The sequence below is a fragment of the Tamlana carrageenivorans genome, assembly GCF_002893765.1.
GTDB classification, from domain to species: Bacteria; Bacteroidota; Bacteroidia; order Flavobacteriales; family Flavobacteriaceae; genus Pseudotamlana; species Pseudotamlana carrageenivorans.
The window spans coordinates 2,615,353-2,629,903 of the sequence record NZ_CP025938.1; the positions used below are offsets into that span (position 1 = coordinate 2,615,353).

13 protein-coding genes are annotated in these 14,551 nt (G+C 36.2%); 3 read left to right on the top strand and 10 right to left on the bottom strand.

The features are described 5' to 3' along the window. Positions 1–14: 14 nt before the first annotated feature. The 8 genes from C1A40_RS11660 to C1A40_RS11695 form a co-directional block, all read right to left on the bottom strand. Positions 15–716: a sulfite exporter TauE/SafE family protein gene (locus C1A40_RS11660; RefSeq protein WP_102996045.1), complete on the bottom strand. Its 702-nt coding sequence runs from the start codon at positions 714–716 to the stop codon at positions 15–17. 1 nt (position 717) lies between these two features. Beyond that, positions 718–1,164 carry a FixH family protein gene (locus C1A40_RS11665; protein ID WP_102996046.1) on the bottom strand — a complete coding sequence of 149 codons (447 nt, stop codon included), beginning with the start codon at positions 1,162–1,164 and terminating at the stop codon, positions 718–720. 54 nt (positions 1,165–1,218) lie between these two features. Continuing rightward, positions 1,219–2,643, bottom strand: coding sequence for a cytochrome c oxidase accessory protein CcoG (ccoG, locus tag C1A40_RS11670; protein WP_102996047.1), 1,425 nt, complete (start codon positions 2,641–2,643; stop codon positions 1,219–1,221). A 101-nt stretch (positions 2,644–2,744) separates the two neighbouring features. Then, positions 2,745–3,704, bottom strand: coding sequence for a cbb3-type cytochrome c oxidase N-terminal domain-containing protein (locus C1A40_RS11675; RefSeq protein WP_102996048.1), 960 nt, complete (start codon positions 3,702–3,704; stop codon positions 2,745–2,747). Next, entirely contained in the window at positions 3,701–3,889 is a 189-nt protein-coding gene (locus C1A40_RS18520) for a CcoQ/FixQ family Cbb3-type cytochrome c oxidase assembly chaperone (protein WP_102996049.1), read from the bottom strand. The genes C1A40_RS11675 and C1A40_RS18520 overlap by 4 nt, the downstream gene beginning before the upstream one ends. A 19-nt stretch (positions 3,890–3,908) precedes the next feature. Next, positions 3,909–6,101 carry a cytochrome-c oxidase, cbb3-type subunit I gene (gene ccoN, locus C1A40_RS11685; protein ID WP_102996050.1) on the bottom strand — a complete coding sequence of 731 codons (2,193 nt, stop codon included), beginning with the start codon at positions 6,099–6,101 and terminating at the stop codon, positions 3,909–3,911. 2 nt (positions 6,102–6,103) lie between these two features. Beyond that, entirely contained in the window at positions 6,104–6,295 is a 192-nt protein-coding gene (gene ccoS, locus C1A40_RS11690) for a cbb3-type cytochrome oxidase assembly protein CcoS (protein WP_102996051.1), read from the bottom strand. A gap of 69 nt (positions 6,296–6,364) precedes the next feature. Further along, positions 6,365–8,758, bottom strand: coding sequence for a heavy metal translocating P-type ATPase (locus C1A40_RS11695; protein ID WP_102997202.1), 2,394 nt, complete (start codon positions 8,756–8,758; stop codon positions 6,365–6,367). A 109-nt stretch (positions 8,759–8,867) separates the two neighbouring features. On the opposite strand from C1A40_RS11695, the gene C1A40_RS11700 reads away from it, so the two are divergent. Next, positions 8,868–9,545, top strand: a complete 678-nt coding sequence (locus tag C1A40_RS11700; protein WP_102996052.1) for a Crp/Fnr family transcriptional regulator — start codon at positions 8,868–8,870, stop codon at positions 9,543–9,545. A gap of 41 nt (positions 9,546–9,586) precedes the next feature. Here C1A40_RS11700 and C1A40_RS11705 read toward each other — a convergent pair whose 3' ends face one another. Both C1A40_RS11705 and C1A40_RS11710 read right to left on the bottom strand, forming a co-directional pair. Continuing rightward, positions 9,587–10,240 carry a hypothetical protein gene (locus C1A40_RS11705; protein ID WP_102996053.1) on the bottom strand — a complete coding sequence of 218 codons (654 nt, stop codon included), beginning with the start codon at positions 10,238–10,240 and terminating at the stop codon, positions 9,587–9,589. 283 nt (positions 10,241–10,523) lie between these two features. Further along, the gene (locus C1A40_RS11710; RefSeq protein ID WP_102996054.1) at positions 10,524–11,588 is read right to left on the bottom strand and encodes a T9SS type A sorting domain-containing protein; all 1,065 of its coding nucleotides are present in this window, start codon (positions 11,586–11,588) and stop codon (positions 10,524–10,526) included. A gap of 148 nt (positions 11,589–11,736) precedes the next feature. On the opposite strand from C1A40_RS11710, the gene C1A40_RS11715 reads away from it, so the two are divergent. Together C1A40_RS11715 and C1A40_RS11720 are read left to right on the top strand one after the other, a co-directional pair. Continuing rightward, entirely contained in the window at positions 11,737–12,867 is a 1,131-nt protein-coding gene (locus C1A40_RS11715; RefSeq protein ID WP_102997203.1) for a vWA domain-containing protein, read from the top strand. A gap of 126 nt (positions 12,868–12,993) precedes the next feature. Beyond that, complete coding sequence (locus tag C1A40_RS11720) at positions 12,994–14,451, top strand: magnesium chelatase (protein ID WP_102996055.1); 1,458 nt, start codon at positions 12,994–12,996, stop codon at positions 14,449–14,451. The last annotated feature ends 100 nt before the right edge of the window (positions 14,452–14,551 follow it).

Below are 14,551 nucleotides of genomic sequence, written 5' to 3' on the forward strand. Positions count from 1 at the left end.
CGGGTTGGATGGGTTTAGTGACATTCTATTTCACTCACAACAGTATCATGTATAGGGCTAGGCGAGAGGTATGGTATGCCTAAGCCAAGTCCTCGAATTATAAATAAGAGGCCAATAAGGACTATAAAAACGGGAATTAAATTTTGAATGCGTTGTCTGGCTTTACCTTTTAAAAATTGACTAAAATATATAGCTGTAGTCATCAAAGGAATGGTGCCTAAGCCAAATACAGCCATGTATATCGTTCCTGATGCTGTATTTCCGCTGGCAATGGCAGCAAAAACAGCCATGTAAACCAAACCGCAAGGTAAAAAGCCGTTTAAAAAACCGATGGTTAAAAAGGTATCGTAGGTTTTCTTTTTAAAGGCTTTGCCTAGTGCTGATTTTACTTTTGAAATAACCCTATAAATTGGTTTGGATACCTGAAAGCTATTTAGTGTTTTTTGAGGAATGATGGCAAAAAGTATCATAAGTCCGCCAATAACAATAGATAGCTGTTGCTGAAAACCGAAGAGATATAGCTGCTTTCCTATGAATCCGAAAATGAGTCCGATTATGGCATAAGAAAGCATACGGCCAACATGATAAATAAAGATTTGAGTAACTTTTTTCACAGGATTGTTGCGATCTACAGGCAGCATAAAAGCTATGGGGCCACACATACCCACACAGTGGAAGCTTCCTAATAAACCTAATATGAATGCGGAAGCAAGCATACTAAAAGTGCACCCCTTCTTTAAACAAATAGTCTGTACCGTTGTAATTCCAGTCGATTCTTAAGTTCCATCGGCCGTCAATCAAACGATCATTAACGATAAACATTTTAGAGTCTTTTAGAGCAATAGGTTCTTCAAAATCTAATTTCATATTTGAAGGTCTGTAAAGGGTAACTTTACCAGTAATTTTTTTAAAATCAAGGTCTTTTGGAAAGGAAATAAGTAAACCTTCTTTATTTTTTGTAAAACTAATGTTTTCTGAGAGTGTATTGGCGTTGTTAAGTTTATCGATATCATTTTGATAGGCCAATTCTACACCATAATAATCTTCTGTGACCAATTCGTGTTCGAAATCTTTACTCACATTCATTGTCACGATAAAGTACATGATAAAGGAAATGAATCCTATAAAAGCTAATACAATGCCTGTTCCCCAATTTATTTTCATCGCTTTTCTTTGTTTTTTATTCCCGTGAAAACGGAAACCTATATTATTTGACTCTTATTTAAAACTTCTTGGTCCTAAAAAGTTTGCAGTAGTGGTTTCAATTAAATCGTTGCCTTTATATACACTAATTTCAATTTTATTTCGGTCTCCAGACAGGGCATTGTTGTTAATTTCAACAAATAAGGTGCCTTTAGCAAGGCCTTGACTTGGTACAAAAAGCGTATCACTGGTGGCTACTATTTTTAAAGACCCTTTATGTGACATCAGCTTAAGTGTTACATTATTAAAATCTTTCGTGGTTTTATTAACGAGTTTATAAGTAAACACATTGCTTATCATATTGTTGTCTTTATGCTCGTAAAGTTGTCCTGGGAGCCTTAAAACATTGGCTTCAATATCGTTTCTTAAAAACAACATGCCAGTAAGTAAGCCTATTAGAATAACTAAAACGGCAGCGTAACCTTTCATTCTTGCGGTTAGCTTAAAGCTGGCTTTCTTTTCTATTTCTTCTTCACTAGCATATCGAATTAAACCTTTTGGTAAGTTGATACTTTCCATAATATGGTCGCATTCATCAATGCATGCTGTACAATTAACACACTCCAGTTGGGTGCCATTTCGTATATCAATACCAGTAGGACATACATGAACACATTGTTTGCAATCAATACAATCGCCAAAACCTAAGGATTTACGATCTTCATTTTTTTTGAATTTTTTTCTACCATTTTCAGCTTCCCCACGTTTGTGATCGTATGCTACCACAATCGACTTGGTGTCTAAAAGGACGCCTTGTAAGCGACCATAGGGGCAAGCTATTATACAGACTTGCTCTCTAAACCAAGCAAATACAAAATAAAAAACAGCGGTGAAAATAATTAAAGAAACCAGTGTGCTTAAATGTTCGGAAGGGCCAGCTTTAATGTAGTTGATGAGTTTGTCGCTACCAATAAGATAAGCAAGAAAAACGTTAGCTATTAGAAATGAGATGCCTAGAAAAATGAAAAGCTTTAAGCCTTTCTTTCTTATTTTTTCGGCATTCCAAGGTTGCTTGGCCAAGCGCATTTGTTTTCCACGGTCGCCTTCAATCCAATACTCTATACGGCGAAACACCATTTCCATAAATATGGTTTGCGGGCAAATCCATCCGCAGAAAATCCGACCAAAAGCCACCGTAAAAAGGGCGATAAAAATAACCCCTATAAGCATGGAAATAACAAATAAATAGAAATCTTGTGGCCAAAAAGGAAATCCGAATATGTTAAAACGACGTTCTAATACATTGAACATTAAAAACTGGTTGCCATTTACTTTTATAAAAGGTGAAACCAGTAAAAAGGTTAATAAAACGTAACTAACATACTTTCGGTATTTGTAAAATTTACCGTTTGGTTTTTTTGGAAATACCCAAGCGCGCTTACCTTCTTTGGTAACCGTGCCAATTGAATCTCGAAATGTTTCGTTTTGTGGGGTTTCCAAGGCTTTAGTAATGTAGACCTCTTGAGGTGGTGACTCAAGAGGTCAAATTTAGTTTAATGTGTGTTCATTTAGTTTTTATTCCGTAGGAATATCACCCAAAATTATTCGGGTTCAGAAACGCTTTCATCTTTTAATTCTGGTGAAGCTGTTTCTGTAGTGTCAGTTACCGCCTCTGCGGCTTCGGTTGTTTCGTTAATAATAATATCTCCTTCAGGAGCTTTAGGATTTGCAGGTGTTGTACCTTGAAATGTTAGCACATAGCTGGCTACCTGTGCAATTTCTAAGGGTTTTAATTGGGCTTTCCATGCAATCATACCTTTTCCGGCACGACCTCCTTCAGAAACCGTATGGAAAATGCTCTTAATATCACCGCCTAAAATCCAATGATTGTCGGTTAAATTCGGGCCAATACCACCACCACCATCGGCCATATGACAGGCCACACAGTTGGTTTCAAAAATGGTTTTACCTGCGGTTAAATCGGCTGTCTCTGTAAGTACTGTTACGGTATTTACATCAACTAAACCTTTAGCTGTTTTTTTATAAGCTTCAATAGCGATTTTAGCTTCAGCCAATTCGGTGTCGAATTCTTCAATTTGCGATGGGCCGCTAAATACTTCATACCTTAAAAGGTAAATGGCAGCAAAAATTATGGATATGATGAAGGCATATTTCCACCATGGCGGTAAATCGTTATCCAGTTCCTTAATGCCATCGTAATTATGATCTAGAATAATTTCACCCTCTTGCTCGATAGGTTTTGATCCTAATAGTTTGAGGTAAGTTTTCTTTAACCATGGAAACTCTGTGGCTTTTTCTTTATCGGCCAAGAAACGAGCCTGAGCTTCAGGATCTAGTTTTTGAAACATTACATTTTCTAGGGAACCTACAATACCCTCAATGGCTATTAAAATGAATAACACCAGAAGCAAAAACATTAATACGGCTGGATATTTTATAAATGCCGGTTGATTTCCAGAGTCTACAAAGAATTCAACAATTCCAGCCACAATAAAAAATAGGATAGGAACTCGAATCCAAGATGGTATTAAATTTCTCATAATATGTCTTCGTTTTGGTGGTTGTCTAAAGGTAAATTACTCACTCTATTAATGTAGTCTTTTTTTGCGGTGATAACCCACCAAAATAAGGCTACAAAAAAGATGAAGAAGATAAGTAAAGAGATGATTGGGTATATTTCTATACCTGCAATACTCTCCATATGGTTTTTTATATATTTTAACATGGTTGCTTGTTTTAGATCATTATTGTTGTGTGCTTTCCACTTTAATGTCTGTTCCTAATCGTTGTAAATAAGCGATCATAGCAACAATTTCTCTATCCTTCATTTCTATAAAATCCTCTCCGTTTTTAGCGGCCGATTTTTTATCTGCCTCATAGGCTGTTACAAAGTCTGGATCGGAGTATAAATTCTTTTCAATTTGCGCACCCTGCGCATTCATGTGTTGTTGCGCGTTAGCGATATCTTCTTCTGTGTAAGGCACGCCTAATGACACCATAGCTTTCATTTTAGCTTCTGTCATCGATTTGTCTAATCGGCTGCTTTCGCCAGTAATTAACCATGGGTAACGCGGCATAATAGAGCCCGAAGAGGTACTTTGCGGGTCATACATGTGGTTAAAGTGCCAGTTATCAGAATATTTTTGTCCGACACGATGTAAATCGGGACCAGTACGTTTGCTTCCCCAAAGGAATGGGTGGTCGTAAACATATTCACCTGCTTTAGAGTATTCACCGTAACGTTCTACTTCATGTCTAAATGGTCGAATCATTTGTGAATGACAACTCACACAACCTTCTCTAATGTAGATATCACGGCCTTCTAATTCTAGAGGTGTATATGGTTTTACACTAGCAATGGTAGGAATGTTTGATTTCACCATAATGGTTGGTACAATTTGAATGATACCTCCTATTAAAATAGCCACGGTGGCTAAAATTGTAAGCTGAATTGGTCGACGCTCCAACCAATTGTGCCAGCTTTCGGATGCTGTACGTTTGTTGGTTACTTTTTCTAAGGCAGGGGCTTCAGCTAATTCGTCCTCAACCGCACTTCCTTGTTTGATGGTAACGATAATATTATATACTAAAATAAACATGCCTAGAATGTATAAACTACCACCAATGGCACGCATCCAATACATAGGCATAATTTCGGTTACTGTTTCTAGGAAATTTCCATAAACTAAAGTACCGTCTGGGTTAAATTGCTGCCACATTGAATACTGTGTAAATCCAGCAACATATAACGGTAAAGCATACATGATGATTCCTAAAGTTCCTAACCAAAAATGTAGGTTTGCAAGGGCTAAAGAATAAAGTCTTGTTTTAAATAATCGAGGTATGAGGTAGTAAATAATACCAAATGCCATAAAACCATTCCATGCTAATGCGCCAACGTGAACGTGTGCGATAATCCAATCGGTAAAATGCGCCACGGCATTAACGTTTTTTAAGGATAGAGTTGGTCCTTCAAAAGTTGCCATACCGTAACCTGTAATGGCGACTACCATAAATTTTAAAACAGGGTCGGTACGCACTTTATCCCAAGCACCACGAAGGGTTAGGAGTCCGTTTATCATACCACCCCAAGATGGCATGAGTAGCATAACCGAAAAGGCAACACCTAAATTTTGAGCCCATTCTGGTAAAGCCGTATATAATAAATGGTGAGGTCCTGCCCAGATATAGATAAATATTAAAGACCAAAAGTGAACAATAGACAATCTGTATGAGTATACAGGTCTGTTAGCAGCTTTAGGCACAAAATAATACATTAAACCTAAAAATGGCGTCGTTAAAAAGAAAGCCACGGCATTGTGGCCATACCACCATTGTACTAAGGCATCCTGAACTCCGGCGTAAACCGAGTAGCTTTTCATGGCACTAACAGGTAACTCAATATTGTTAAATATATGAAGTACCGCAACGGTTACAAATGTGGCAATATAGAACCAAATGGCGACATATAAATGACGTTGTCTACGTTTTAAAATGGTCCATATCATATTGATACCGAAAACCACCCAAACGATTGCAATAGCAATATCGATAGGCCATTCTAATTCGGCATATTCTTTAGAAGAGGTGTAGCCTAAAGGCAGTGATATCGCAGCAGCAACGATGATAAGCTGCCAGCCCCAAAAATTAATATTACTAAGTAAGTCGCTGGCCATGCGTGCTTTAAGTAAACGCTGAAGCGAATAATAAATACCCGCAAACATGGCATTACCCACAAAGGCAAAAATAACAGCATTGGTGTGTAGTGGTCTTAATCGCCCAAAACTTAACCATGAAATACCATCAGTTAGATTAGGGAATAAAAACAAAAAGGCAAGTAGTAAACCTACTGCCATGCCAACTACACCGAAAACTATTGTAGCGTAGATAAATTTAGTAACGATTTTGTTATCGTAATGAAACTGTTCCATTTCCATAGTTAAGAATTAGTCTTTTGGTTAGTGCTTAATTTTTTTGGTTTTTCTTTAACAAGTTCATCTTCAAAGAGCATACGTACCGAAGGGGTGTAGCTATCGTCGTATTGCCCGCTTTTTACGGCAACAACAAAAGCGATGAAGAAGCTTATAGCAACTAGGATACTGATTGCTAGCAAGATATAAATAACACTCATTAAGGCGTGCTGAATTAAAGTTTAGTGATCAAAAATATTTTTAAATGCCGTCCTAAAATATGACATTTATCATGTTTTTTCAACCTTCTGTTTAATTTTTTTCCCCACTAAGTTAGTACTAATTGTTGTAAATACAACTATGCTTATAGAACTTAATGGCATCAAAATAGCGGCTATAACAGGAGCTAATTGTCCTGAAACCGCAAAATAAAGGCCGATAGAATTATAAACTAGAGATAAAATAAAACTCCATTTTATAATGGTTATGGCAGATTTTGATGCTTTTATAAAATCATACAGGCTATTAAAGTTCGATGCGTCTAAAATAGCATCGCAAGCAGGAGAGAAAACGTTTACATTTTCTGAAATAGCAATACCTACATCACTTTGGGCTAAAGCTCCGGCGTCGTTTAAACCATCGCCTACCATTAAAACTGTGGCACCTGAGTTTTGGTGATGTTTAATGTATTCGAGTTTGTCTTCTGGTTTTTGGTTAAAAAGCAATTTGGTTTTGGCAGGAAGTAATTTGGTGAGATTTTCTTTTTCTCCTGCATTGTCTCCAGATAAAATCACCAAATCGTATGTTGGTTTTAGCTGATTGAAGAGTTTAGAAAGTCCTTGGCGGTAGCGGTTATAGAACGTAAACTTACCTTTGTAGGTGTTATTGGTGCTTATGTGAACCTCGGTATTTAAATTTTTAACTTCCGATGCTAACCCAACAAAAGGGGCCGAGCCAATTTTCATGAAGTTTTGATTGTAATGCGCTTCAATGCCTTCACCTATGTGTTCTTCATAATTTTCAATAGGTACAATGTGGTTTTCTTTTAATAAAGTGTATAAAGAACGGCTTAGGGGATGGTTTGAATTTCGCAAGGTGCTTTTTAAGAAATCTTCTTCAGCATTAGAAAGTTGGGAGCCTTCATAGGTGATAGCGGTTTCTTTGTTAGCGGTAATGGTACCTGTTTTATCAAAAATAATGGTGTTTATTTGCGCTAATTGTTCAATAACCGAGGCGTTTTTTGCGTAGAATTTTTTGCGTCCAAAAATACGAAGCATATTTCCTAGCGTGAAAGGGGCTGCCAGGGCAATAGCACATGGGCAAGCAATTATTAGGACAGCTGTAAATACATTCAGTGCTTTAGACGAGTCGGTTAAAAGCCAATAAGCTGTAGCAATAAAAGCAATACTTAAAATAGCAATGGTAAATCGTTTGCTTATGGCGTTAGTTAATGTGGTAAACGCATCTTCTTTATTTTTATTGAATACATCATTGCTCCATAACTGGGTTAAGTAGCTTTGTTCCACACTTTTTAAAACTTCAATTTCTATACTCCCTTCAACCTGTTTGCCACCAGCGTAAAGTTTGTCGCCCGATTTTTTTGAAACCGCTTCAGATTCACCGGTCACAAAACTATAATCAATACGGGCTTTTCCTTTAATTAAAATGCTATCAACAGGAATGAGTTCTTCATTTCTAATAAGTAATCGGTCGCCTTTTTCAATGTCGTAAACCTGAATAGATGATTCTTCGCCATCAGCAGAGATTTTTGTTATTCCGATAGGGAAATAGGATTTATAATCGCGTTCAAACGATAAAAAGCTGTATGTTTTTTGCTGAAAAAATTTACCTAGAAGTAGAAAAAAGATCAGTCCCGCAAGGCTATCAAAAAAGCCAGTACCAAGGTCTAAAATAATTTCAGCAGTACTTCTAATAGAAAGCACGGCGGCTCCTAGGGCTATGGGGACGTCAATGTTTAAAATTCGTGATTTGAGACCTTTATAAGCTGAAATAAAATAATCTTGAGCCGAATAAAAAACAACGGGTAATGAAAATGCGAACATCAACCATCTAAAAAGGTGTTTAAATTGCTCGAGCCAAAATTCTTCTACTTGAAAATACTCAGGAAATGATAAAAACATGATGTTTCCAAAAGCAAATCCGGCTACGCCTAGTTTGTATATTAAGGAGCGGTCTACATTTTTTTGTCCAACAGCATAATCATCTAAACTAATAAAAGGCTCGTATCCTATGCGGCTTAATAGTTGTACAAGATTTTTTAATGAAACTTTGTGTGCGTTATATGTAATACGAACTGTTTTCTTTCCAAAATTCACCATGGACGATGATACAGCAGGATTAAGTTTGTTCAAATTTTCTAAAACCCATATGCAAGAACTACAGTGAATGTGAGGTACGTATAGGTTTACAATTTGGGTGTTGTCATCGTTAAATTCGAGTAGGTTTTCTACAATTTTAGCATTATCTAAAAAATTGTATTTGCCTTCAACGTCTTTCGGGGTTGCGCCAGGCGCTTGTTGTAAATCGTAGTATGAAGTTAAGTCATTTTCAGAGAAAATCTCGTAAACGGTTTTACAACCGTTGCAGCAAAAGGATTTGTTGTCAAAGGTTATGGAGGCTTCAGAGGCGTCTAATCCGCAGTGGAAACATGTTTTATGTTCCATAGAAAGTTCGTTCATTAAATTGCAATTAACAAAAATGAAAAATCAACAATTTATAAGATATGATAATTGTCATGATTTAATTACTTTTGCAAAGTACAAAAATATAAGTATGGGTAAGTGCGAACAATGTATTATTAAACAGTTCAATTCTTTAAAGGCATTAACAAAAGATGAGTTAGTGCGTATATCTTCTTGTAAAACATCGCGCTCTATTAAAAAAGGGGAAGTCATTTTTGAAGAAGGCGAAGTTTTAAACGGTGTTTATTGCATAAAAGATGGTATTTGTAAATTATCAAAGCTTAGTGAAAACGGCAAAGACCAAATTGTAAAAATGGTGGTTAAGGGGCAGTTATTGGGGCAGCGTTCATTAATAAGTGAAGAAAGTTCTAATTTGCAAGCTACGGCCTTAAATGATATGGAAGTATGTTTTATTCCTAAGAGTGAAATTTTCGCCGATTTACAAAAAAACCCGAAGTTTTCGTTTGAGGTGTTAAAGGATATGGCGCACGATTTACGTGATTCTGATGATATTATCGTGAACATGGCTCAAAAATCGGTTCGTCAACGTTTGGCTGAAACCCTACTTTATATTCATGAGAATTTTGGAACTAATCCAGATGATACCTTAAGTATTCTCCTGTCTCGCGAAGACTATGCTGGTATTGTGGGAACGGCCACTGAATCGGCTATTCGCGTACTTTCTCAGTTTAAAAAAGAAGGCTTAATCGAGTCGGTTGGGAAATATATAAAAATTATTGACTTCGCTGGTTTAGAGCGTGTTGAGTAGGTTTTCATAGCTATATGATATGGTTTGTCGGGTTTCAATTATTAAAATTGTATGCCTAGACTGAAACCGTAGGATCTAAATATTAGACTACCTGGTCTTTCGTTTATGTCATTAAGAATTATTTCTTGGTAAACATAATAATTATAGTCGCCAAAAATATTCAGATTTATAATAAAATCATCGGTTCGTTTTATTGGGAATTGCAAGCCAAGTCTCACATTCGCCATGTCGCTTTCTATATTATTGCTTAACGCCATATTGTAGGCCGTCATCAAATTGATATTTACACTTTCGTAATTTAAAAAGTGATATCTTAAAATGCCACCTAGTTTTAATGTCGATATTTTTAACTGTGACTGATATTGAAATCCACTAACGGCTCCCAATGTTAGTTTATTTAAAAGCGGATAATTGATATTATATAAGATTCCAAAAGAAGTTTTATTATCCAGCTTAGCTGTTTTTCCAGAAATTAACCTATCATTATTGTCGTATAATGCATAATCATATCTTACTTCATGATTAATTGCAAATTCAGCTTCAACGTTAGAAAACCATTTTTTAGAAATTTGGTTTGGATTAGAATTTTTAGAAATTTGATTTCCCGTTATAGTTAAGTCAATTAAATCAGGCTTGTTTTGTGAATAGATGAATACTGAAATTAATAGAAACAACGGTGTTATGTGTTTTTTCATGTTTTTAGTGGTTTCCTTTAGTTATGAGTTTTGATTTGTAACCTGGATAAACACCTTCTATCTCCAATAAAAGGGAATATCGAATTGGTATAAATTTCAAATAGAGTTCAAACTAGTAAATAATCACAGACCAAATTTATTCAGTTCCAATGTCGTTTTTTCTTGAACGTAATTCAGATTTGTTAAAATTCCGAATACTAAACTAAATAGGTCTTTTTTCATTATAATTTAAGGTTCAGTAATTTGTGTTTAAAAAATATGTTTATTAGTTTTAACCAAGTACCTACTTATTAGAAATAGTAATATGTTTAGATTGATGCCATTGCTCACCTTTAATTTTAAGAATGTAATTCCCGCTTGAAAGGGCTGTAACATCTAGCTTTAATTCGGAAGCCGGGCTTAAAGGTTCCTCTAATACTTTTTTTCCATCCATAGAGAAAATCTGTAGCAATTTTGCTTTTGGCGAGATTTGTTTTAAAAATAAGGTGTCATTTACTGGATTCGGATACATGATAAACCCATTTTCAGAAGCGCTATTAGTAGTTGAGAGGGTTGAGGGCTCTTCAATACTAAAATTAGCATACCAAAGCATTTCATCTCTAAGATCTGCCACGTTATTTAGACTTCTATAAATACCCCATTTCGGACGCACAAAAGTGGCTTCAGGTCTCCAATTAACAATATTGCTATTGGTGTATGAAAACAAAGTGCTGTTATCACTAACTTTTTTAATAATAATATCATAAGTTCCCGTCGTGCCATATTTTATGGTTTCTGTAACCTCTAACCAGGTGCCAACAAGAGGTGATAAATCTGTTTTCTTTAGGGTAGTTTGCGAGTTTGTTTCGGCATAACGTAGCTCCAGTTGATCTGGGTTTCCTTTGCGTGTGGTTAAGGTGTACATTGGCATACTTTCCAACGAACCACCAACAGATTTTAATTGATGAATATGAGTAAAACTCGATGAAGATTGAAAGCCTTGATCCAGTTTAAATTTCCATTTATAGATTACGGTTTCACCTTCAATGCCCAGTAAATTATCAGGCGATTGGCCGTAAGTTTTAATTTCATTGCGTTGTCTGTCGAAATTTTTACAACGGTCATTGTCTTCATTAGTATGAATATGAAATCGAAACACGTAGCTGTTTAAGGTGTTGTCAAAAACTTCATCGATATGATTGCCAAAGGTAGTATGACTGCAATCTGGAGTTTCTATAGGATTGTAGCCTGGTGCTAAAACAGATGTTATAAGGGCGTAGGTGTCTCCCGGGCCATCTGCATCCAATACTACTTGTGCTGGACTGCAAAGAGGAAGTGTAACTAAAATTAAAGAAATAAGTCGTTTCATGTGATGTCTTTTTGGAGGGTTATACTGGCGCCTAAAATTAGTTTAAAATATTTAATTTGAGGTGTTTTCTTGTTAATCTTGCTGTGATTACAATCATAATTTTACCTATTTCTTGTTTCTATATAAAATGTATTATTTTTATAGGGCTATGAATGATAAAAAAACACTTAAAAAGGGTTTCGTATTTAAAAGTTATGAAGCACCTTACCAATCGCCTTTTGAAAAACTTTTTGAAATTTTCAAGGAACTAATTACACATACTTCTGGTGATTTTGATGAAGCTATTGATTGGTTAAGGGAATTGGATGTCGAATACAAACTTTCGACACCCGATTATACTATAGACGATTTTATTGAAGACCTTAAAAAGAAAGGCTATATAAAGGAAGAAATAGATCCCGATGGTAAAGGCGGAACAGCCATTACGGCTAAAACCGAACGCGCCATAAGACAGCAAGCTCTAAATCATATTTTTGGAAAAATAAAGCGTAGCGGACAGGGGAATCATAAAAGTAAAAGTTCGGGCGCTGGCGACGAACATACTGGTGATTTTAGAAACTATCAGTTTGGAGATGCTTTAGATAAGGTGTCGATGACAGAAAGTTTAAAAAATGCCCAAATAAGTCATGGAATAGGTGATTTTACCCTTTCGGAAGACGATTTAGTGGTTGAAGAAACCCTGCATAAATCGCAAATGAGTACCGTACTTATGATAGATATAAGCCATAGTATGATTTTGTACGGAGAAGATCGCATTACACCGGCTAAAAAAGTAGCCATGGCTTTAGCTGAATTAATTACCACACGCTACCCCAAAGACACGCTCGATATTTTATTATTCGGAAACGATGCCTGGCAAATTGAAATAAAAGATTTGCCGTACTTGAAGGTTGGACCCTACCACACCAACACCGTTGCAGGACTTCAACTGGCCATGGATTTACTCCGCAGAAAGCGAAACACCAACAAGCAAATTTTTATGATAACCGATGGGAAACCCAGTTGCTTAAGACTTCCCGATGGCGAATATTATAAAAACAGTATGGGCTTGGATGCGCATATCGTTAATAAATGCTACGCCATGGCGCAACAAGCCAGACGTTTACATATACCCATAACCACTTTTATGATTGCTAAAGATGCCTATTTAATGCAATTTGTTCGTGAGTTTACTTATGCGAATCAAGGCAAAGCGTTTTACACAGGTATTAAAGGTTTAGGTGAAATGATTTTTGAAGATTACGAAACCAATAGGAAGAAAAGGATTCGGGGAAGTTAAATGTAGGAGATACGCTTTAAGTCATTATGCTGTAAGCAATATTCAAAACCAACAACTAATAACAAACAACCAATAACCAGTTTAACAATCAATATTCAATAACAAATAGTCAATTTCAATTTTAGTATGAATATAAAAACACTAGGGGAGCTTAAAGCTTCTGGATATCAAAGTAAATCTATAAAAGACGAATTAAGAACGAATTTAATTCAGAAAATAAAAAATAAAGGAACCACTTTTGAAGGAGTTCATGGCTATGAGCATACTGTAATCCCTGAGTTGGAACGTGCTATTTTATCGCGTCACAATATTAATTTATTGGGTTTACGAGGACAAGCAAAAACACGATTGGCGCGTTTGATGCTAAATTTATTGGACGAGTATATACCATACGTTGCAGGTTCCGAGATTAATGACGATCCGTTGCAACCTATTTCGAGATTTGCGGTGGAGCTTATTAAAGAAAAAGGAGACGAAACGCCAATCGCTTGGTTGCATCGTAGGGAACGTTTCGCCGAAAAACTAGCAACGCCAGATGTTACAGTAGCCGATATTATTGGTGACGTTGACCCTATTAAAGCGGCGAATTTAAAGTTAAGCTATGCCGATGATCGCGTGATTCACTACGGGATGATTCCTAGGGCCAACCGTTGTATTTTTGTTATTAATGAGTTGCCCGATTTACAAGCGCGCATCCAAGTAGCCCTTTTTAACATTCTACAAGAAGGCGATATCCAAATTCGAGGTTTTAAATTACGATTACCCTTAGATATTCAGTTTTTGTTTACGGCAAATCCAGAAGATTATACCAATAGAGGTAGTATTGTAACACCATTAAAGGATCGTATTGGATCGCAAATTTTAACCCATTATCCAGTAAATATTGAAACGGCTAGACAAATTACGGAGCAGGAAGCCAAGCTTGTTGAAGCCCAGAAATCTATGGTTTTAGTACCTGATTTGGCAAGAGATTTATTAGAGCAAATCGTATTTGAAGCCCGTGAGAACGATTATATAGACGCTAAAAGTGGAGTAAGTGCCCGTTTAAGTATTACTGCTTTAGAAAATTTACTGAGTACGGCCGAGCGCCGAGCTTTATTAGCTGGCGACGAGCAAACCATGGTGCGCTTATCCGATTTTGTTGGTATTATCCCGTCTATTACAGGGAAAGTGGAGTTGGTTTACGAAGGGGAACAAGAAGGTGCAGCACTAGTAGCCTACAATTTAATAGGCGAAGCGGTTCAAAGTTTGTTTGTCGAGTATTTTCCTAAAATCGAAAAACTTAAAAAACAGGATGATGAAAGCGATTACGATGATATTGTTTCTTGGTTTTTCAACCAAAAGGAAGGTTTCGAGCTGCTTGACGATGCTAAAGATAAAGAATACCAACGATTACTGGGAGCCATCACACCTTTAGATGATTTGCTAGCAAAGCATCAACCTAATTTAGCACAAGAAGATAGCTATTTTGTAAAGGAGTTTGTTCTCTGGGCACTTGTAGAATTCAAACAGTTAGGCAAACACCGTTTTACCGAAGGGATTCAATTTAAGGACCCTTATGGTAGTTTTATAAGTGGTTTATAGGGTTTGGTTTGGCTATTTTCATATTCATGGAATAAGTAGCTTATATTTTCAAATATTTATTTTGAGGTATGTAATATTTTTATTTCAGTAAAAATAAAAT

Bases quoted from the DNA above. Each gene is read 5' to 3' on its own strand.
- C1A40_RS11660 (WP_102996045.1), bottom strand. From the start codon at position 716: ATGCTTGCTTCCGCATTCATATTAGGTTTATTAGGAAGCTTCCACTGT.
- C1A40_RS11695 (WP_102997202.1), bottom strand. From the start codon at position 8,758: ATGGAACATAAAACATGTTTCCACTGCGGATTAGACGCCTCTGAAGCC.
- C1A40_RS11705 (WP_102996053.1), bottom strand. From the start codon at position 10,240: ATGAAAAAACACATAACACCGTTGTTTCTATTAATTTCAGTATTCATC.
- C1A40_RS11675 (WP_102996048.1), bottom strand. From the start codon at position 3,704: ATGAGAAATTTAATACCATCTTGGATTCGAGTTCCTATCCTATTTTTT.
- C1A40_RS18520 (WP_102996049.1), bottom strand. From the start codon at position 3,889: ATGTTAAAATATATAAAAAACCATATGGAGAGTATTGCAGGTATAGAA.
- ccoN (WP_102996050.1), bottom strand. From the start codon at position 6,101: ATGGAAATGGAACAGTTTCATTACGATAACAAAATCGTTACTAAATTT.
- C1A40_RS11720 (WP_102996055.1), top strand. From the start codon at position 12,994: ATGAATATAAAAACACTAGGGGAGCTTAAAGCTTCTGGATATCAAAGT.
- C1A40_RS11665 (WP_102996046.1), bottom strand. From the start codon at position 1,164: ATGAAAATAAATTGGGGAACAGGCATTGTATTAGCTTTTATAGGATTC.
- C1A40_RS11715 (WP_102997203.1), top strand. From the start codon at position 11,737: ATGAATGATAAAAAAACACTTAAAAAGGGTTTCGTATTTAAAAGTTAT.
- ccoS (WP_102996051.1), bottom strand. From the start codon at position 6,295: ATGAGTGTTATTTATATCTTGCTAGCAATCAGTATCCTAGTTGCTATA.
- C1A40_RS11700 (WP_102996052.1), top strand. From the start codon at position 8,868: ATGGGTAAGTGCGAACAATGTATTATTAAACAGTTCAATTCTTTAAAG.
- C1A40_RS11710 (WP_102996054.1), bottom strand. From the start codon at position 11,588: ATGAAACGACTTATTTCTTTAATTTTAGTTACACTTCCTCTTTGCAGT.